Below are 19,839 nucleotides of genomic sequence, written 5' to 3'. Positions count from 1 at the left end.
TGGATTAATAATGATTGCTACCTTAAAAACCTATTCTCCTGTCGATAACTCTCTTTATGTTGAAAGAGAATATGCAAATCGAGAAGAGATAAAAATTGTTTTAAGCAAAGCACAAGTAGCAAAAAAACTGTGGTCTTTGTCTTCTCTAGCCGAACGCCAGGAATATTGTTTGGCTGCTGTCAATGAAATAGTCGCTGGCAAAGTAGAAATTGCAGAAGAAATTTGTTGGCAAATGGGAAGGCCAATTCGCTACGCAGCTGCTGAAATCAATGGATTTGAAGAGAGAGCTAGACATATGATTGCACAGGCTGAATCATCACTGGCTTCTGTGGAATTACCTGAAAAAGAAGGATTTATAAGGTACATCAAACGAGAGCCGCTGGGAGTTATCCTGGTTATAGCGCCGTGGAACTACCCCTACCTCACAGCGGTCAATACCATTATTCCAGCACTTATGGCAGGTAATGTTGTTATTTTGAAGCACTCTGCGCAAACTCCATTAGTGGCTGAACGTTTCGATCAAGCATTCAAAAAAGCAGGTTTACCCATGGGGGTTTTTCAATATTTGCATTTGACGCATGAAGATACGGAACAACTGATGCGATCACCCGTAGTTAATTCTGTGGCGTTCACAGGTTCAGTTGCCGGCGGTGAAAGAGTTGAACAGACAGTGGCAGGACGTTTTATTCCAGTGAATTTGGAGTTAGGTGGAAAAGACCCCGCTTATATCAGGGCAGATGCTGATTTGGACCATGCAGTAGAAACAGTCATAGATGGTGCTTTTTTTAATTCAGGTCAATCCTGTTGTGGTATAGAAAGGATTTATGTTCATAAAGAGATATACGAAAAATTTGTTAATAAAGCAGTTAATCTGGTTAAACAATATAAATTGGGACGACCCGATGATCCTGAAACCACTCTAGGCCCTCTGGTACGCGCTGCATCAGCTGATTTTGTCAGAGAGCAAATCAAAGAAGCGATAGCCCAAGGGGCATTAGCCCATATAAATACCCAGGATTTTGCAATGGATAGACCTGGTACACCTTATCTTGCACCGCAAATATTAACCAATGTTAATCATCGCATGCGGATTATGACAGAAGAAACTTTTGGTCCAGTCGTAGGGATCATGTCAGTTGATAGCGATGAAGAGGCAATCGAAAGGATGAACGATAGTGACTATGGTTTGACAGCCGTTGTCTTTACTCAGGATATTCATCAAGGAACAGGGATTGGTGAGCGATTACAAACAGGTACTTTTTTTATCAATCGTTGCGACTATCTTGATCCAGGTTTGGCTTGGACTGGGGTAAAAAAATCAGGCAGGGGTTGTACTTTATCTACCATAGGCTATGAGTATTTAACGCGCCCCAAATCATTCCATATCAGAACTAAAATAGAGACTTAAAGCCTGATAAGTGCGATTACTTGTGTCTTAAAGCTCAAAATGAAATTATAAAAAAGACCTAATCTTTCATGCGGTAAAATAGTCGCTATGAGTTAGAATGGTCTTTTCGAATCAGAGGAAGATCATACATGAAAAACCAATCATTCATTGTCAATTGGAATTACCCGACACGAATCCTGGTCGGGGCTGGACGAATCAATGAATTAGCTAGAGCATGTCGTGAGTTGGGTATGCATGCTCCTCTGTTAGTCACAGACCCAGGATTGGCTTCGTCATCGATGGTGAGTGAAGTCATAGAACAGGCCCAGGCATCTGGTTTGCGAACAGGATTATTTTGCCAAATTAAAACAAATCCCACCGGTGACAATGTGATGAATGGGGTTTATGCTTTTAAAGCAGGCCAGCATGATGGTGTGATTGCTTTCGGTGGTGGTTCGGCTTTGGATGCCGCCAAAGCCATTGCTTTAATGGTTGGCCAGGGTCGATCTTTGTGGGATTTTGAAGACATAGGTGATAACTGGACTCGAGTGAATGTTTCAGCCATGGCCCCAGTTCTTGCCATTCCAACAACAGCAGGAACTGGTTCAGAGGTTGGACGTGCTGCTGTAATTACGGATACTGAAAAGCAGGTTAAAAAAATTATTTTTCATCCTAAAATGTTGCCCTCCATGGTTATTCTGGATCCGGAGTTAACAGTTGGGCTTCCGAAATCACTTACTGCAGCTACAGGTATGGATGCTCTTTCCCATTGTCTTGAAGCATATTGTGCACATTATTATCATCCTATGGCAGAAAGTATCGCGTTGGAAGGAATAAGATTAATCAAGGAGAATTTAATTCAAGCTTACAAAGATGGAAGTAACCTGGAGGCAAGAACCCATATGCTAGTTGCTTCAGCAATGGGAGCTACCGCCTTTCAGCGTGGTCTTGGAGCAATGCATGCCTTGGCTCATCCATTAGGCGCAATCTATGATGTCCATCACGGGAGGCTTAATGCGATTTTGATGCCTTATGTTTTATTAGCTAATCGTTGTGAAATTGAAAACAAGATAGAACGTTTGGCAAATTATTTGTCAATATCCAATGGATTTGATGGTTTTTTGGATTGGATAGAGCAGATGAGATTGGAATTAGGAATCGAAAACACATTAAGTCAGTTAGGTATTGATCATTCGCAGATAGACAGATTAGCAAAAATGGCCACTGAGGATGCAGCGGCAGCTTCCAATCCTGTTCTTTTTGCATTCGAACAATACAAAGATTTATTGAGCAAAGCCATTGGTGAGTAATCGTTGTAAAGGAAAAAGTGCATAAACGGGCAGTTTAGTCAGATGCGAAGGGCTTACGAAAAATCCCAAGGCAAAAACATTTTTTAACAAAGAAATGGGGAGTTTTCGTCAGTCCTGATAGACAATTCTCGATTGAATTAATCCTAACCCAGGTGATCAGAATTTTGAGATAATTAATTAGGTGAATTAAATGAATCTTGGTATTTTGCTTTGTGATAAGGTAAGTGAAGTATTTGTCGCAGATCATGGTCAATACCCTGAGATGTTTGCGAATCTATTACGCCCGGCAGATTCTACTCTTAAATTTACTGTATTTGATGCAGAGCATGGGGAGCTGCCAACAGATGTCCATGCCGTAGACGCTTATCTGATATCAGGAAGTCGACATGGAGTGAATGATGATTATCCCTGGATAAGAAAGCTTGAGGAGTTTGTTCGTATTTTGCATGCTTCCCAAAAAAAATTAATCGGTATTTGCTTTGGGCATCAATTAATAGCGAAAGCTTTAGGTGGAAAAGTGATTAAATCTCCCAAGGGTTGGGGGGTAGGTATGTCACAAAATCAAATTTATCAATTTAAAGAATGGATGAAACCATCTCTAAATTGCTTCAATTTGTTAGTTAGCCATCAAGATCAAGTGATTGAGTTACCAACTGGTGCCGAGATATTGGCAGGAAGCGATTTTTGTCCAAATTATATGATGCAAATTGGCTCTTTCTTTAGCGTGCAGGGGCACCCTGAGTTTACTAAATCTTATTCTCGTGATTTGATGATCTCTCGTGAGGATTCGGTCAATGAAATTGAATTTGCAAAAGGGATGAAATCCCTTGAATTACATGAGGATGACACGATTATTGCCCAGTGGATAATTAATTTTTTAAAAGCCTGATGAGCTGTTTTTAATTGATTATTATACCCCCTTAGAGTACAATATATGAACATTAATTTTATTCACTGACCAGAACTATCGGGAGTATGTATGGCGAAGACAATTAAGGCTACTGGAGATGGTGCTTGTCTATTTAATGCAGTGGCAATTGGGCTGAGTATCGAGATCTTGAGCGGAAGACTGGATTCGCAGCTGGCTACACCCGGTTATCAGGCCTTACTGGATGAATTTGCTAAGCATCACCCGCAATTTAATCCCAAAAATTGGAAAACTTTAAAAGAGTGGCTAGCCTATTACAACGATAGTAGAGACATAGAGCTGATTTTGGCACCTGTTTTATTTAATTTGAATCAGCAATATCAACATCATCTGGATGAAGAAATTCTTAATGAACTAACCAATCTTGTATGGAAAAATAAGGCCAATATTGAAAATGGACAAGCCTGGTTTCGATTGCAGAACACAGGGGATTTAGGCGAGGCTCTTTTTCCCAAACTGGAAAATCTGGATTTGAAAAAAGACAGAACTCCCTTATTGGATAAATTACGAGAAATTCTTAAAAACTACAAACTTGATCTGACCCGTGAAAATGTAAAACAATTTCTGACCGAACAGGCTAAAGAATTACTCTCTGCTTTAAAGAAAAAAATCAGTTCGGATCCTCATGCGTTTCAAAGGGGTTATAGCTGCGATGAATTAAAGGGTATGACAGATGCCTTATCGATCAGTCTGGTTGAGAATAGAGAAGAGGACATTACGGACAGCCGAGTCAAAATCAGATTAGAGAACAAGGAAGAGCATTGGAATGTACTGTGTAATGAAGAAGATAGCGAACGCTTTCTGGATTCAACGCCGCCACGTTTGAAAATGACTTCCTTGGAGGCTTATCGAGGTAATAAACCAGTTAGTGCACCAACATCTGAGCAATTGGATTTGATTGAAGAACCTGGCCTGTTCTTAAGAGAAAGAATCATTGATAATCCTGGTCTTGGCAATTGTGCTTTTTATGCTTTTGCGATAGGTTTGGTGAATATAATTCAGGAAGAGGCAAAATATAATAGAAGAACCATGTTTCATCGATGGGTAGGTCTCGATAGATCAATTTCAGGGCTATACGACGAGATTTTGCAACTCAATTTTGAAGATCCCGATAAAGAATTACTGGACAGGTTGCAAAGCTCCTTAAGAATAGTGACCTATCAATATCAAATACGAGAATTAAGAAATGTCTGTGCATTCAGGAATGGAAATTATAATCGATTAACTGGAAACAGCAATTTTGTTAATTTTGCTGCCTTATATTATGGCGATCCTCTGGATACGGATTCTCGTTTCAATCCTTTTGCGGATTCAGTTCCTATACTGATTAAAATGGCAAACATTGATCGAGATGGTGTTCATCCAGGACAGGAAAACGATGTGTTGGTTCCTCTCTTTTTAAATTTATTGTATGGTGAAACTACGAGTCCAGTTGATATCACCCTGGAAACAGAACCAAAGAGTGATTCACCTATCATTACAGCCATGAATAACATCACTCAGGATTTTTTCTGGGGCACCCATTTGGATTTAAATTATTTAGCCGAGGCGTTTGAGGTGAATCTTCATGTGCTAAGGAATGATAGTCCAATTCAAGAATTTGTCGATATTCGAGAGCGACATACTCTTACCTTAACTAATAGTAATAATACACATTGGACTACCCAAATTACGACGGCGAGAGCCACTACAGGAATGCTTCTGGCACGAAACTACCATCTGGATGGAGCTAAAAAAACTGGGGAGCAATTACCAGTTAACAAGGGGCCTTTTGGAAAAGAATCCGTTCAAGATTTTATAGTGCCCCCTTTTGATACACTAACTAATCCTCACCGCAGGAAAGTAAATGAAACCAATAAACCAATCAGTAAAGGGATTTTCCATGATAGAACGGTAGTTAGTGACGATCAGAGAAAATTGGAACAATTAAAAAGAATCGTTGCCAATGCGACCCTTGCTTACACAACTTACAGTGAAAGCATCTGGTTTTGCTTCTTTCATTACCATGGTCAAACAGGCCGGGATCGGGCTAATAATTTCTGTAAAACATTTATTAAAATAACAGATTACAATCAAGCCAAAGAAGCATTGGTTCATTATTTAAATGACAGCAGGAATGGAAATACCCATCCACATTCCTATAGAACAATGCTACTGCATGAATTACAAGGGAATCATGACAATAAAAGGGATTTGCAATATTTGTCCAGGCATTTTACTTCTTCTTTAAATAAATTAGCTTCTGTTTTAGAAGTGCAATTGTTTGCCAACAGATACGTTCCCTAGTAAGAGCGGGATGTAAAAGGCGTGCTTAACCTTTTACATCCTCATAAAGTTCTCCCAATCTCTTCATTAAAAAATTTTTTAATTCAGTCACTTAGCTTATCTAAACTCCCTCATTAAAAACATTGTTGCCTTGGGATTTTTCGTAAGTCCTGATAGTTTATTATTTTTTAATTGATGACGTCGATTTTTTACTAATTAAAGCGATGATGGGCGGTAAAATTGAAATCGCTATGATCCCATAGATAACTAATGAGAAATTCTCTTTTATTAATGGGATTGAGCCTAAATAATATCCCAGGCTAAGAAGACTTCCAATCCAAAGTATGGCGCTGATCAGATTGAAAAGCGTGAAATGCAATGATCGCATCCTGCCAATACCTGCAATAAATGGAGCAAAGGTGCGTATTATGGGAATAAAACGCGCCAGTATTATTGTTTTGCCGCCATGCTTCTCATAAAAAGCATGGGTATCATGCAGATGCTTGGGATTCAGTAACCAGGAGCGTTTGGCGCTAAAGACACGAGGGCCTATTGCGCGTCCAACAAGGAAATTCACTTGATTCCCTAATATCGAAGCCATGAAAAGCAAAACAAACAACAGCATGATATTCATAGGGTTTCCTGGTTGAGCTGCTATACTTCCTGCAGCAAATAACAGGGAGTCTCCTGGTAAGAAAGGAGTGACGATAAGGCCTGTCTCACAAAAGATAACAGTAAATAACGCAAGATAAGTCCAAAACCCATATGTTGATACAAAGGCATTTAAATAAACATCGATATGAAGAATGTAGTCAATCAGGTGCTGTATGTTTTGCATAGTGTCTCTTTGGATTAAATGTATGACGTAATTCCATGTGTCTATACTAACTTGAGTTATGGATAAAATCAGTTGTTATCTCAAACCGCTCGGCTGAGAGGGCATTTATATGCCGTCTCGAAGCCTTGTACGAGATTTAATATTTTATACCAAGGCTTCAAGACGATGCTTATGCATCTCCTCAGCCTGAACGGCTCCCTGGGTATCGATTGGTTCTTATATAATCTTTATTCATCACTCACGTTACTCTAGAGAAACAAAAGGATACCCATTTTGAAAATATAGAGTTTATAAAAAATTTTGATCTTTTTAACTTGACCTCGAAATTTATACCCGTTAATGCTTACTTTCTCATCAGCTCAAAACATTATTGTTTTTATTACCTTTTAAAAAAGCTTACTAAATTCTACACGACTTACATAAAATCCCCAATTTTCTTAAAAGAAAATGAAATTTTCTGGCAAATACAGATTATTGATTATACACTTTATGTAATATTTGTTCTTATAGATTAAGCAAATAATGAATCAATAAGAGGGGACGTTATGAAGAAATGGAATAGCTTTCTTTTGTTAATTTATTTGTCTTTATTTATAGGCCATGCCCATGCAATTACTTCTTTGTCAACTAACACTTCCTTGTTGACTAATTTTGCGCAATTAGTTAAAGCAGTTGAACAAGGTGATGATGTCAGGGCTATTATACGATTGGATCGATGCCAAATTACAGATCCCGCACTGCAAACTCAATTAGTACAGAATTTGGATGGTGCTTCAACAAGATTCAATTTTACAGAGTATTTGCATTTTCGAACCAGAATTAATGATCAATTACGAGATACGGTAACTACTGTCTCAAGCAAGATATTTGAATATTCGCCGGGTGTCTTTTTATCTGTTTCCGGGCGTTTGAATGTTTTCGAAGATAATACCGCTACTTTGCATGTTAATTTCTATAATCCGGCTTTAGGTACAAGTGTGTTAATTATCGATTGGCTTTGTGATATCAGTAATGGCAATGATGAAAATGGTTTGTTTTTATACAATGGTCCTTAAGGCCTGAAGGTATAAAATTTAACCCTTTCATTTTGCTAGCTTCTTAATGATTGTTCATATTCACCTAGTCTTCTTAAGATTTATCTTAGTAAACATGTATCAAACGATTCTTAAGCAATCAATTCTGCAATTTTATTTTTCAAAATATCTTCAAATTGTTGTAATAATAGTTAAAATTGAAAAAATATATCAATATTGATCATATCTAGAATAATTTAAACTATTCATGTAATAATGATTTGTCTAGGGAAAGAATTTTTAGTGCTTCATGCTTTGCTTTTGAATAGTTGTTTATAGTAAACGACCTGGAGAATAAAAATGAATTTTCTTAAAAAATTATATGTACAAGTTCTTCTGGGTGTTTTCATTGGTATTTTGCTTGGATATTTTTTGCCTGATGTAGGGGTTCAATTAAAAGCTATAGCCGATGTTTTTATCAAAATCATTAAGATGCTAATTTCTCCTATTATATTTCTCACCCTGGTCTCCGGAATCGCAGCAATGAATGATATGAGGCAAGTTGGGCGCTTGGCAGGTGGGGCATTGCTTTTTTTTACGTTCATCACAACTCTGGCATTGCTGATAGGTCTTCTGGCGACAGATTATTTTAAGCCTGGTGTTGGTTTAAATGTGAATCCCAATTCTCTGGATGCCAAGGAAGCGAGTTCTTACCTTGAGGGGGCACATAAGGTAACCAATGTGACTGATTTGCTAATTAATATTATCCCGAGAACTTTTATTAGCGCTTTTGTAGATGGTGAACTGCTGCAAGTTATTTTTATTTCAATATTGTTTGCGATCGGCCTGATTCTTACAGGCAATGCAGGTAAATCATTGGTTACTGGAATGCAGACCCTGTCTAATGTCTTTTTTAAAATCATTCATTTTGTAATGTATATGGCGCCTGTAGCTGCCTTTGCCGCCATGGCATTCAGTGTCGGGAAATTTGGAGTTGGTCCTTTGTTTAATTTAATTGGATTATTGGCTTGTTATTATCTAACTTCCATTTTCTTTATCTTGATTATCTTGGGAAGTCTTTTGCAATGGTATTGCAAAATTAATATTTGGCATTTGTTACGGTATTTAAAGGATGAGCTTTTAATCGTGTGGAGCACCGCTTCCTCCGAAACCGTACTGCCAAGTTTGATGCAGAAGTTGGAACGATTGGGATGTGAGCAATCTGTAGTCGGTTTGATCCTGCCATTAGGATATTCTTTTAATTTGGCAGGAACTGCAATCTATTTAACAATGGCTGCCATGTTTATTGCACAGGCTACCAATACTGATCTAACAGTTTGGCAGGAGTTATCGCTTCTGGGAGTTATGATCATTAGTTCCAAGGGTGCCGCTGGGGTGTCCGGAAGCGGATTTATTGTGTTGGCGAGCTCATTAGCAACGATAGGACACATTCCTGCTGCAGGTGTCGTTCTTGTTTTGGGTATCGATAAATTCATGAATGAAGCCAGGTCAATTATTAATATGATGGCTAATGCAATCGCCACGATTATTATTTCCAGGTGGCAACAATCTTTGGATTACCAGAAAACTCGATTTGAATTGCAAGAAAAAGGACAAGCAGAAACCAAAAGTGTTTATGCCAGTGAGATGTAAGATTTCTACAGGACTCACGAAAAAAACCAATCTCATCGTTAAAAAATGTTTTTAATTCGGTCATTTAGTTTATCTAAACTCCCTTATTAAAAACATTTTTTGCCTTAGGATGCCTTAAAGTACTTAATCTACTTTGTTAGCAGTGCCATATAAAACTTCGCTATAACCCATATTCTGATCACATGGATTGCCTGTAGCTGTCATTAAGTTCTTTTATATCTCTGGAGACATTCATGTTACTGATGCTCATGTGCTGTTGTCTAAAGAAATGGAAGCACTGGTGCACTAAAGAGGGTACCTCTGATTCTCCCCCAAGTTCTCTGATATAATTACCCATTTGTATTGGTGTGGAGTCTTTTTTATCACCAGGACCTTTTAACCTGATTTTTTGAATGTTGGGGAATACCTCTCTTAATGCTCGACGTTGTTCTTTTGACATACGGGCTACTGTGCTGGCCTCCAGATAAACGGTTCGCACATGTGGTAAAGAATCTTTAAGCAGAGATAAATCTTTACGGGTTAATTGCTCTAGAACATTGAAACGCAAATCAAGAGAAGTTACGTTTTCAGGAATAGCTTCAAAAGCTTGCTTTAGTTCAGTACTATTTCTTCTACTTTTTTTACTGAATGACCCTAACCCATTTCCACTTAAATTAAGAAAAGTCACGCCATGAGGGATAGATGTGAAGATTTGTTTTAATTCGGCACCGCTTCTGACTTCCAAATGGTTCGAGCTCAAATCAAGATAAGTAATGTCGCTTTGGATGGCCTCAAGAGCTTGAGGTAGTTTCTTGACTAGAGGAACATTATTACTCAAATTAAGATCAGTCACGCTTTTAGGGATAGCAGCAAAGGCTTGCGCTAACTCATCATCACTTAGGTCGTCAAAGTCATTCGAACTCAAATCAAGAGAGGAAATGCTATTAGGGATAGCTGCAAAGACTTGAGCCAATTCGTCACCGCTCAAATCGCCTAAATAATTATATTGCAAATTCAGTGCAGTGATGCTGTTAGGGATAGCGGCGAAGGCTTGTGCAAGTTCAGCACCTCTGTTACCTAATCTATTACCAGCCAAATTCAGTGAAGTCACGCTGGCAGGGATAGCAGCAAAGGCTTGTGCTAATTCAGCGCCACTCAGATTATCCAGATTATTATTTTCTAAATGAAGCGAGGTGATGCTACAGGGAATTTTGGCAAGGATTTGTGCTAATCTGGTACTGCTTATGTGGCATAAACTATTTCTCCCCAAAGTAAGCGATGTCACACTGGTGGGGATAGTCGCAAACATTTCTATTAATTGCTCCTCACTCATCTTACCCAAGTCAATCTCGCTCAAATAAAGCGATGTGATATCATTAGGAATTGCAGCAAGAGCTTGTGTTAAATTATTGTTGTATTCAGTTAATTTTAATCGGTAATACATCTTAAACCTCATGGTGTGATTTAATTTAAAACAATGTGGTATAATAATTTCTAATTATCGGGAATAAAAATTGATTGTTTGTATGTTGTGTATACAAATTTTTTATAAATTGACATTTAGGCATCTTGAAAAATTCTATTGCAGTCGGCAAATTGATTTTAACTAACACTTAACCTTGCTTTTTAGGTTGAGCTCAAATATGTAACGTTCATTTTTCGAATACTAATGGCTCGGCCCTATGGTCAACCTAGCAGAAATAAATACACTGGTGATCTCTTATCAATAGCTGGGGGTATGTTTAATACTAACCTATAAGAAATTTGTATACACAACATACAAACAATCAATTTTTGTTGCAGTTAATTGGGTATTATTATGTCCATTCAGGTTAATTGTTAGCCATAAAGTGGAGATTTTAATATGCATTACAAGTTAAACTTAATCATAAATAGTAGTTTGGTTCAAGCTGTTGAAGCTATTCCTACTGATGTAACCTCGCTCGATCTGAGCTGGAGTTGTCTAGGACTCAAAAGTGGTATCGATTTGGCCCAAGTTTTTGCTGCAATCCATAAAAACATCACTTCTCTTGATTTGAGTTGGAACAATTTTGATGGCATGAGTGGGGCTGAATTAGCACAAGCTTTAGCTGCTATTCCGAAAGGCGTTACTGACCTTGATTTAAGCCGGAATCACTTAGGCCTCATGAGTGGCGCTGAATTAGCGCAAGCTTTAGCTGCTATTCCGAAAGGTGTTACCGGCCTTAATTTAAGCCAGAATAACTTAGGTGACATCATGAGTGGTGCTGAATTAGCACGAGTCTTTGCTGCTATTCCTCCAGGTGTGACTTCACTGAATTTGACTGGGAATGTCTTAGGTATCTCAAGTGCTGTATTAACTCAAGCATTTGCTGCCATTCCTAATACCATTGTTTGTCTTAATTTAACTAGTAATGGTTTCGGTATCATCAGAAATGGTGCTGAATTAGCACAACTTTTTGCTGCTATCCCTGCTGGTGTGACATCCCTTGATTTACGCTCAACCTGCTTATATCGTTTATCTCTTGCTGATTTGGCTTTGTTCAAGAATTCTTTATCTCATATTCAAACCATATGCCTGGATGTTAGTGAAATCAGGAACATGTCAAAAGAGCAACGTCAAATGTTAAGGGCAGCATTTCCCAATATCCAAAAAATCATATTAGTGGATGATAATAACAAAGAAGTAGACATCTCAGAGTCCATGGAATTGAGTAATTACATTAGAGAGCTTGGGCTAAAAACGGAGGTGCCTTCTTTGTTACATCAATGTGGTCGTTTCTTCAAAGAGCAGCGTATGGAAATTAATAATAAGAATGTTCCTGAAGAGTTGAAAGAACTTGTGAATTCTTAAGGGATCTCACTCAAATAGTTCTCCAGAACCAAATTGGTCTTTAGGAGCATCTTTAAATTTAGGCAGAGTATCGTTGAAATAATACGATTGGCGTATCAAATATGCCTTACTGATTTAAATGAGTCTGGTGTGTTTTTGTTGAAGTTAAAATTGTTAACATTGACACCAATGCCGCCTTGCTTTGTGGGATCAAGGAAAATCCCATAAATAAGGCTTTTGCAGGTTGCACAAAGCAATAATTTTGCATTTTCTCTAATGAGACTCTCAAGATTATTTTCGCCAGATACAATGCTGAAATTATGAGTCAAATAAGCTGCGGTAAAGGAATAATCTATTTTATCCTGATGATTTTCAGACAATAAAGCAAGTTCTCGACACTTATTACAATGGCAATATTGCGCAAAGATTGGTTCACCTATGGCACTGTTAACAAAGTAGATATTGTGATAAAAAGGAAACTTTTTGCAATAAATTAAATGTACCCTAAAGCTGGGTTGATAGTACTAACATTGGCATTCATCGCCATGGTTCTGGAGCTTCTAAAAAAAGACCTCAATCTATAGGTCGTGGTCGTAAAGATGTAGGTACTAAAATTCATGTGGCCCTTTCTCCTGAAAAATACATGGAGCGTGCTTATCTGCAAGTAATCAGGTGGATATGAATGAATTTAACTCTCTTTGGCAATAAAGTGACTGGCGAGGAATTCAATATATTATTGCTGATAAAGGTTATGATTGTGGCAAGGTGAGAAGTCAAATTAATAGTACTGGAAAAACGGCAGTTATTCCTCGCAAGAAAGGGGCTATTTGCCCTGGGGTTCGAGATAAAGAACGTTATAAAACCCGTTCGGCTATTGAGCGCTTTTTTGGAAAAATTAAAGAAAATAAGCGCCTCACATTACGATTTGATAAACGTGATACAACGTTCTTTTCTTTTTTGCCTTAAGATGCCTTAAAGTACTTAATCTACTTTGTTAACAGTGCCATAGAAAAACCTGGATGTCCTTGTGTTGGCCATCCAGGTTCCAAGGTACCGAGTTTTTATTTACCAATAATACCTCTGAATTAATTTAGGTTGGTCTCACTATAAGTTCTTCCGAGGGTTCCATTTTTTCTCTTTTATTTTGCCTTGTCGAACTAAAAAATAAATTCGAAACGTTGTAATCTCTAGAAAGTCTTAACTGATTAGGCAGATCATCCATCATGTAAATGAGAGCGTCCTTTGCATCAAGTCGTTTTATCCAGTCTCTGGATAAATTGGATTCGATGGCTTTGTTTTCAATCAGTTTAAATAATCGATAACAGGAGGAATCGGGTTTTAATGAGTAACAATGGATTTTTGCAAATTCTGTAAGTTGTTGAAAGGACTTGAGTAGAGTGGCTATTTGTTCAGTAGTCTCATTCGTCACTCTTAGCTTATTGATTTCCTTTATGCTACAGATAATCCGAATTTGTGTTCTACAAACTTGCAAGCTGATATTGTATCGATAACAATCAAGAAGATTTGTGGCCGTCAGTGTTTTATTGGTTTGAGCGCTTTTTAAAAATTCAGCCGTATTGTTACAGTATTGAGCAAGAGTTTTAAGATAATATTTTGTACCTTGAGGATTGATTTCCTGTTCGGCTTTTCCATATGCAAATACTGTTGCGGACTGAGAGTCCTGTTCTTTAATAAATTTATTAATGAAATAATCAAGAATATCAATGAATCTGAAATTATTGGAGTTATAAGCCATATCAAGCGTGATGGCTTGAAAAATGTTATCCAACTCCGTATCGATTACCTCAAAATGATCGCTGTTTTTATAGATATGGGAATTTGGAGCTTCCTTATTTAACAAAAACATTTGGTTTTCAAGATCATCAAAAATAATTTTGGTATCCTGATTAAAGTATTTTTGAATAAAAAGCCTAATCTTGAATTTGATTTCATTGCTTATTTCTTTGCTGTCAGATTCGGAAATTGCCGCAAGCTGTTTTAGCAACAGCATTCTGTAGAGAACGAATTCATCCGTGACGCGCGCTGATTGTTGCAAGGGATCCAGTCCTAATCCAGGTTTGATTTTATGGCAAAGCGATAGTAAAAAGGTGTAGGAGTTATCAAGATAACGATTGATGTTTTCCGCTGTTACAGGTTCCTCTGCATCTCTTCTGGCAATACCTAACATTTGTCGGTATTCAGGGTCTCCTAAAAAAATACAAGTCGAAGTATATAAAGGCTCATATTTTTTAAACAGATTCAGAGCGGTATCGCAGAGATAATGATAGGGGTTATGCTTGGGTTTATCTGGCGCATCGATGGGGTTCAAACGTTTTATATGAGAAAAATCGGATTCATTGCCTCCAAGACCGCCTTTCTCTCTGGAGTTAGAATAGAATTGCAATAACATAGGAGGGATGTAGTTGAGTTGACAGACAATCTCAAGGACTTGCTCTTTGATTTTGGGGATTAATTCAAATTCTTCAATCACAGATTGATTTTTTTCATCCCGCAAATAAGTCATGGTATCGTGAATCCATTTAATCAATAATTTGGGTTTCTTCTTGTTAATCGAATGAATGAGTTCTTGAGTTTGTATCCTGCTTTGCGTAATTAATTCTTTGTATTCATCTCCCAAATCGATTTCGATGGCTTTACTATGCCTGTATCGAGAAGCATATTCTCTTAACCATCCGGATACTGAGCCTCTGGCTACCTTTTTACCAATCGTGACTAAATGAAAGTTCCGGTTGATCTTTTCAAAATCTCTTGTATTTTCAATAACTTCACTGGTTGTTTCCTTTTTTAATAAACTTTCTTTTTTCAAACGTAAAAATTCTCCATTGATCATGTCGATAGATTGCTGAATATGAGCTCTGTTATCCGAAGAGCGTTGATAGGTTAATACGCTGAGTTTATTGATTAGGAGGTGAGTTGCTATACAAGAGAGAGCAAAAACCAGCACTGCCAGAGCTGCTATAGCCCATATAAAAGTGCCGCCACTAATAATACTCATAGTCACACCGACTATTGGAGCAATAATGACTCCCGCAAAGAGTGAAAAAATAATAGGGTATCTTGCGAGTATTCCTTTCTGATTCATTTTTTCAAGTAAAAAATCTTTTGCCAGGAGCATGAATTTCAACTGGATTTCCTGAGTAAAGGCCAATCGAACCTTTTCAGACTCTGACATTTGATTGATCCATTTGACCAGAGGTGATTGATGTTCGCTTTGAATTTCCACATCATGGACTTGATAAAGTGCTTTAAAACCCGAGTTAAAAATACGACTTAATTCGCGTGCAAAATAGATTTCGATAGCCAAATGAATGGATTCACCAGATTGGTTTGTAATCTTTGCTTTGGCAATAAATTCCTCTCTGGAATTGGGCTCAATTGGTGATTTGCTTATTTTTCCAAGTAGCAGCATTTCTCTGAAATGAAATAATTTGATAATTTCTATGGAGATGCGCTCACATTCTTTCTTTATCAAATTGGATAATTCAGTTTGTTTTTCCAGATTTTCATTAAACTCTTTTTGAACGTTCTCTGGTGCTCCTAAAAATTCATTATTGAAGTAATCAAATAACAGGTCGGTAATCGATTTGCCCAAAGCGAGAGAGAAGACCTCGGCAGCTACAAAATTGAATAAGGTGTTGTCATTGGAAGAATTGATTTCAGAAAGAAAATTTCTTATAGATTCCGGAATAAGCAGTTTTGCCTTTTCAATGTAATAGGAAGAGCCAGCCGTTTCCTTTTCCAATGACGATATGGTGCTTGGAGCTCGACTTAGAGCGATAGTATCCAGATAGTGATTAGCTAGCAGACGTGTGTCTTCAATTTTTTCTATCCAGGAATATAATTTTTCAGGATGGTTCGATTGCTCAAAATATACCCCAAAACGCGTTATCATTTGGCTTTCAAGTCGTTTCTTATGATTATGATGTATAGCCTTAATGACTGCGTTTTCTTTGTCGTTCAGTTCTAACATTCTTCGCTCCCTCGTAGAGTGATTAGATCAGGACTTACGAAAAACTCCAAGGTCGAGGCAAAAAATGTTTTTAATGAGGGAGTTTAGATACACTAAATGACCGTATTAAAAACATTGTTTAACAAAGAAATTGGGGTTTATCGTAAGTCCTGTAGATATGACTTTATGCAATAAGGGCTATGCCAAGAGATTATATTTGCTGGCGTTTGTTTCTTAGCATTTCCCTGCCAAAATTCTTCAGAATCTTGATACATCACATCTGTTGTCCCACATAAACACTCAGAGGGGTCCACAGAACAGTTAGTGGTAATTTTTCAGCATGCCCTTGTCAAAAGGTGAAAGCAGTCATTACTGAAAGGGCAAGACAACCTTAATTACTATTTCAGCTCACTAATGGCTGATTTGGTATCCCTGAAATAAGGATAATTCAACATTAATGGGCTAATTTTGTGCCGTATAGTCTGTCGCCTGCATCTCCTAAACCAGGAACAATGTATCCATGATCATTCAGTTGCTCATCTATGGCTGCTGTGAATATTGGGACATCAGGATGTTCTCCATGAAAATTGGAAATGCCTTCAGGAGCGGCCAGTAAACAAAGAAATTTAATTGATTTGGGATGTAAGGCTTTGACCTCTTTAACCGCGGCAATGGCTGAATTTCCTGTTGCCAGCATGGGGTCAACAACAATCACATCTCTGTCTTCTGTATGTTCAGGTAGTTTGAAGTAATATTCGACTGCTTCGAGCGTTTTAGGATCTCGGTAGAGACCTATATGACCAATTCGGGCAGTAGGAACTAGTTGTAACATGCCATCCAGTAAACCATTACCCGCACGTAATATCGAGACAAAAACAAGTTTTTTTCCTTTCAAAACAGGTGATTGCATAGTAGCCAGGGGAGTTTCTATTTCTTCATATTCTATTTCCAAATCCCGAGTGACTTCATAAGCTAATAGCATGCTTACTTCGTGCATCAGTGTTCGAAATTTTACAGTGCTGGTTTCTTTTTTCCGCATTATGGTGAGTTTGTGCTGAATGAGGGGATGATTTATAACCATTACTTGATTGAAGTCCATTATTATTCCTTATTAAAATACCGTGCCATCACTGATAATTTGTATTGGGGGTGTACCATTAATTCTTTTTCTTTGAGCAATCTGTCGCCCTGCTTCCCAAGTGCCTCCTTGCAGTATTTTCGCTAAAGGAAGAGATTCCGCGTTCATGTTGAGCTGTTGCCTGATTAATAAAGCTAACTCATCGAGCAAGGCCACGGTTAAAGCACGCCATTCAATTATGGGTTCTGAGCCGGGGTCTTGAGGTTGCTCCAGAATTTCATGATTTCTTACTTTTAATAGTTCGGTGTCAATTAGTAAACCACCATTTCGATACTCAGGCAAGCCGGTCAGCGCATTCAAATCAGTGACATGAATACCGGTTTGTTCCAGTGGTTCTACTAAAGAATAAGTGAGCCATTGCGATAATTTGTGAAAAGGTATGTATTCAGAGCCTGGTTCTTCAGTTTTTAATGCGTTATGGATCCAAACATCACCTAGAGATACACCATGATATATCAATCGAACAGGCCATATATCATTGAAAGCTTCTAAGACGGCCTGAAATAATTGGGTAGCAGACAGTATGTTGTTGTTTTGCAAGGATCCAACATAAGTATAAAACTCACCAAGGCGCCCCTGGTGATTAAAATAGTGTCTCTTACGATGAATAATTTCTCCAAGACGATTAAGCAAGGATACTCGTCCGGGTATTCCTTCAAGCAAATTGGTTGGGGTGACCTGAAAACCTTTTATGAGATCTGTTTCTTTAAAGTCAAGCAGACGCTCGGCGTCCACGCGGAAAGGGTTGTTGGGGTCAGCACTAAATGCTCCGCTTTCATAAAGATATAAACTGGCCAGTGCTAATCCCTCAGAGCGACTGTGTTCCTTTTCTGTGATGGCTTCTTTATAGCGCCAAAGCGGTCCTGCCCCTGCATCCAGAAAAACACTGATGATGACCAGTTCATAGAGTATTTTTCCCCATGTTGAGGGGGAGATTGGCTCAAGTTGTTTGCGCAGCTTATTAACTCGAGCAAGACCATCCATTTCAAAATGACGCCAGCGGCTGTGATATGGAATATCGAGTTCAGGGTAACGGCTGGTAATAATGTCTACGATATACGATGCTGTCGTTGTCATTTTTTCTGGATTCAGGGAAAAATGTTTTAATTGATTCTGTTTCGCCAAATTTAAAATACGATGTGACTGTGCACGGATGGTGTGAGGATCACGAAGCATATTCAGAACATTTTGTATTTGTTGCTCTTGATTATTCATGAAGGGCTCGTCCTTTGGATTTGGCCAATTCGTTGATATCAATAATTCCTTCTGGTGAGTAATATCCTGCTGCACGCTTGGCATCTATTTCTACCCGGGCATCTGGGGGAATCAGTTCATCTGGTATTTTTACCCGTTCAATGACATTAATTCCGGATTTGAGCAAGGCATCGTATTTCATATTGGACATTGAAACGAAGCGATGAATTTTAGTGATCCCCAGCCAATGAAGAATATCGGACATTAATTCCTGGAAACGCATATCCTGAACACCGGCAACGCATTCGGTTCTTTCAAAGTACTTGGCGGCAGTGTCCCCACCTTTCTGTCTTTTTCTGGCATTATAAACGAGAAATTTAGTGACTTCCCCCAGCGCTCTTCCTTCTTTGCGATTATAAACGATAAGACCGGCTCCTCCTTTTTGTGCCGATTCAATGGATAACTCAATTCCATGAACCAAATAAGGTCTGCAGGTGCATATGTCGGAGCCAAAGACATCAGAGCCATTACATTCATCATGAATACGGCAAGTTAATTCGATTTCCGGATTATGAATTGTGGTCACATCACCAAAGAAATAAGCAGTTAAGCCGCCAATCGGTGGTAAAAAAACATCCAAATCACTGCGGGTTACCAATTCAGGGAACATTCCTGCTGTTTGTTCAAAAAGAGTACGTCTTAGCAATGCTTCTGAAACCTGGAAGCGCTCTGCAATTCCAGGCAAGTACCACACTGGTTCAATCGCGGCCTTTGTTACCACAACATCCCCAGTTTCACTTAAAATTTTCCCATCAGGTTTTAATCTGCCTTTTTGCATGGCAATATGCAATTCCGGAATATTAATATGTGCTCTTGTGACTGCAATTGTTGGTCTGATGTCATATCCTGCTTTTATTTCCTCGGAAAAAACAGAAGCCACAAGATGTCCCCAGGGATCGAGAGAGACAATTTTACCTGCTTCACTCCATTGTTTATGAGGCCCTATATCAACAGGGGGCATGGTGTCGGTCAGGTCAGGAACGTGTTCGGGATCAAGCAGACCAGCGGCTACTGCCAAGGCCCTGTAAACAGAATAAGACCCTGAGTGAGTTCCAACGGCATTTCGATTTTTGATGTTGGTGAGAGAGGCAATAACAGGCCCTCTGTCTTTAGGATTTTTTTCACCCCATTTGATTTTTAATGGGGCTTGCGTATGACGTGCCGGGTGAGAAGACAAGACAATGTGTCCTTTTGATTTTTTCTTTGAATCATCTGGTGACATGATACTTAATTCCTTTTGGTTCAACAGTGCTTGAATAAATCAGTTGCTTTATTTCTTATCTCTTTATAAG

15 protein-coding genes are annotated in these 19,839 nt (G+C 38.4%); 8 read left to right on the top strand and 7 right to left on the bottom strand.

Translation table 11 applies throughout. From position 1 onward, the window contains the following. Window positions 1–10: 10 nt before the first annotated feature. From OQJ02_RS11250 to OQJ02_RS11235, 4 genes are all read left to right on the top strand, one after another. The gene (locus OQJ02_RS11250; RefSeq protein WP_265719121.1) at window positions 11–1,408 is read left to right on the top strand and encodes an aldehyde dehydrogenase family protein; all 1,398 of its coding nucleotides are present in this window, start codon (window positions 11–13) and stop codon (window positions 1,406–1,408) included. Between the two features lie 128 nt (window positions 1,409–1,536). Then, a complete protein-coding gene (locus OQJ02_RS11245) occupies window positions 1,537–2,697 on the top strand; it encodes an iron-containing alcohol dehydrogenase (protein ID WP_265719120.1) in 1,161 nt (386 codons plus the stop codon). Window positions 2,698–2,887: 190 nt separating this feature from the next. Continuing rightward, window positions 2,888–3,586, top strand: a complete 699-nt coding sequence (locus OQJ02_RS11240; protein WP_265719119.1) for a glutamine amidotransferase-related protein — start codon at window positions 2,888–2,890, stop codon at window positions 3,584–3,586. Window positions 3,587–3,676: 90 nt separating this feature from the next. Then, entirely contained in the window at window positions 3,677–5,911 is a 2,235-nt protein-coding gene (locus OQJ02_RS11235; RefSeq protein ID WP_265719118.1) for a hypothetical protein, read from the top strand. 160 nt (window positions 5,912–6,071) lie between these two features. Here OQJ02_RS11235 and OQJ02_RS11230 read toward each other — a convergent pair whose 3' ends face one another. Continuing rightward, on the bottom strand, window positions 6,072–6,728 hold the full coding sequence (locus tag OQJ02_RS11230; RefSeq protein WP_027265629.1) for a DedA family protein: 657 nt from the start codon (window positions 6,726–6,728) through the stop codon (window positions 6,072–6,074). 545 nt (window positions 6,729–7,273) lie between these two features. On the opposite strand from OQJ02_RS11230, the gene OQJ02_RS11225 reads away from it, so the two are divergent. Next, complete coding sequence (locus OQJ02_RS11225) at window positions 7,274–7,783, top strand: hypothetical protein (protein ID WP_027265628.1); 510 nt, start codon at window positions 7,274–7,276, stop codon at window positions 7,781–7,783. Between the two features lie 318 nt (window positions 7,784–8,101). Continuing rightward, window positions 8,102–9,394: a C4-dicarboxylate transporter DctA gene (gene dctA / locus OQJ02_RS11220; RefSeq protein ID WP_027265627.1), complete on the top strand. Its 1,293-nt coding sequence runs from the start codon at window positions 8,102–8,104 to the stop codon at window positions 9,392–9,394. Between the two features lie 178 nt (window positions 9,395–9,572). On the opposite strand, the gene OQJ02_RS11215 is transcribed toward dctA, so the two are convergent. Next, window positions 9,573–10,817, bottom strand: a complete 1,245-nt coding sequence (locus OQJ02_RS11215; protein WP_265719117.1) for a hypothetical protein — start codon at window positions 10,815–10,817, stop codon at window positions 9,573–9,575. Between the two features lie 420 nt (window positions 10,818–11,237). Between OQJ02_RS11215 and OQJ02_RS11210 the strand changes: the two genes are divergently transcribed. Next, complete coding sequence (locus OQJ02_RS11210; RefSeq protein ID WP_265719116.1) at window positions 11,238–12,206, top strand: hypothetical protein; 969 nt, start codon at window positions 11,238–11,240, stop codon at window positions 12,204–12,206. A 95-nt stretch (window positions 12,207–12,301) separates the two neighbouring features. On the opposite strand, the gene OQJ02_RS11205 is transcribed toward OQJ02_RS11210, so the two are convergent. Then, window positions 12,302–12,565 (bottom strand): hypothetical protein, encoded by a 264-nt coding sequence (locus OQJ02_RS11205; protein WP_265719115.1) that lies wholly within the window; start codon window positions 12,563–12,565, stop codon window positions 12,302–12,304. 385 nt (window positions 12,566–12,950) lie between these two features. On the opposite strand from OQJ02_RS11205, the gene OQJ02_RS11200 reads away from it, so the two are divergent. Next, on the top strand, window positions 12,951–13,151 hold the full coding sequence (locus tag OQJ02_RS11200; RefSeq protein ID WP_416209889.1) for a hypothetical protein: 201 nt from the start codon (window positions 12,951–12,953) through the stop codon (window positions 13,149–13,151). Between the two features lie 124 nt (window positions 13,152–13,275). Here OQJ02_RS11200 and OQJ02_RS11195 read toward each other — a convergent pair whose 3' ends face one another. From OQJ02_RS11195 to OQJ02_RS11180, 4 genes are all read right to left on the bottom strand, one after another. Beyond that, the gene (locus OQJ02_RS11195; RefSeq protein ID WP_265719114.1) at window positions 13,276–16,176 is read right to left on the bottom strand and encodes a hypothetical protein; all 2,901 of its coding nucleotides are present in this window, start codon (window positions 16,174–16,176) and stop codon (window positions 13,276–13,278) included. 433 nt (window positions 16,177–16,609) lie between these two features. Beyond that, on the bottom strand, window positions 16,610–17,254 hold the full coding sequence (upp, locus tag OQJ02_RS11190; RefSeq protein WP_027222345.1) for a uracil phosphoribosyltransferase: 645 nt from the start codon (window positions 17,252–17,254) through the stop codon (window positions 16,610–16,612). A 12-nt stretch (window positions 17,255–17,266) separates the two neighbouring features. Further along, a complete protein-coding gene (locus OQJ02_RS11185; RefSeq protein ID WP_265719113.1) occupies window positions 17,267–18,508 on the bottom strand; it encodes a URC4/urg3 family protein in 1,242 nt (413 codons plus the stop codon). Beyond that, window positions 18,501–19,769 (bottom strand): GTP cyclohydrolase II, encoded by a 1,269-nt coding sequence (locus tag OQJ02_RS11180; RefSeq protein ID WP_061512720.1) that lies wholly within the window; start codon window positions 19,767–19,769, stop codon window positions 18,501–18,503. Before OQJ02_RS11180 ends, OQJ02_RS11185 begins: the two co-directional genes overlap by 8 nt. Between the last annotated feature and the right edge of the window lie 70 nt (window positions 19,770–19,839).

The sequence above is a fragment of the Legionella sp. PATHC032 genome, from assembly GCF_026191185.1.
GTDB lineage: Bacteria > Pseudomonadota > Gammaproteobacteria > Legionellales > Legionellaceae > Legionella.
The sequence above is the reverse complement of the archived record's forward strand: the minus strand, read 5'-3'. Positions and strand labels throughout refer to the sequence as shown.

Bases quoted from the DNA above. Each gene is read 5' to 3' on its own strand.
- dctA (WP_027265627.1), top strand. From the start codon at position 8,102: ATGAATTTTCTTAAAAAATTATATGTACAAGTTCTTCTGGGTGTTTTC.
- OQJ02_RS11250 (WP_265719121.1), top strand. From the start codon at position 11: ATGATTGCTACCTTAAAAACCTATTCTCCTGTCGATAACTCTCTTTAT.
- OQJ02_RS11235 (WP_265719118.1), top strand. From the start codon at position 3,677: ATGGCGAAGACAATTAAGGCTACTGGAGATGGTGCTTGTCTATTTAAT.
- OQJ02_RS11240 (WP_265719119.1), top strand. From the start codon at position 2,888: ATGAATCTTGGTATTTTGCTTTGTGATAAGGTAAGTGAAGTATTTGTC.
- OQJ02_RS11245 (WP_265719120.1), top strand. From the start codon at position 1,537: ATGAAAAACCAATCATTCATTGTCAATTGGAATTACCCGACACGAATC.
- OQJ02_RS11185 (WP_265719113.1), bottom strand. From the start codon at position 18,508: ATGAATAATCAAGAGCAACAAATACAAAATGTTCTGAATATGCTTCGT.
- OQJ02_RS11230 (WP_027265629.1), bottom strand. From the start codon at position 6,728: ATGCAAAACATACAGCACCTGATTGACTACATTCTTCATATCGATGTT.
- OQJ02_RS11215 (WP_265719117.1), bottom strand. From the start codon at position 10,817: ATGTATTACCGATTAAAATTAACTGAATACAACAATAATTTAACACAA.
- OQJ02_RS11180 (WP_061512720.1), bottom strand. From the start codon at position 19,769: ATGTCACCAGATGATTCAAAGAAAAAATCAAAAGGACACATTGTCTTG.
- upp (WP_027222345.1), bottom strand. From the start codon at position 17,254: ATGGACTTCAATCAAGTAATGGTTATAAATCATCCCCTCATTCAGCAC.
- OQJ02_RS11225 (WP_027265628.1), top strand. From the start codon at position 7,274: ATGAAGAAATGGAATAGCTTTCTTTTGTTAATTTATTTGTCTTTATTT.
- OQJ02_RS11210 (WP_265719116.1), top strand. From the start codon at position 11,238: ATGCATTACAAGTTAAACTTAATCATAAATAGTAGTTTGGTTCAAGCT.
- OQJ02_RS11195 (WP_265719114.1), bottom strand. From the start codon at position 16,176: ATGTTAGAACTGAACGACAAAGAAAACGCAGTCATTAAGGCTATACAT.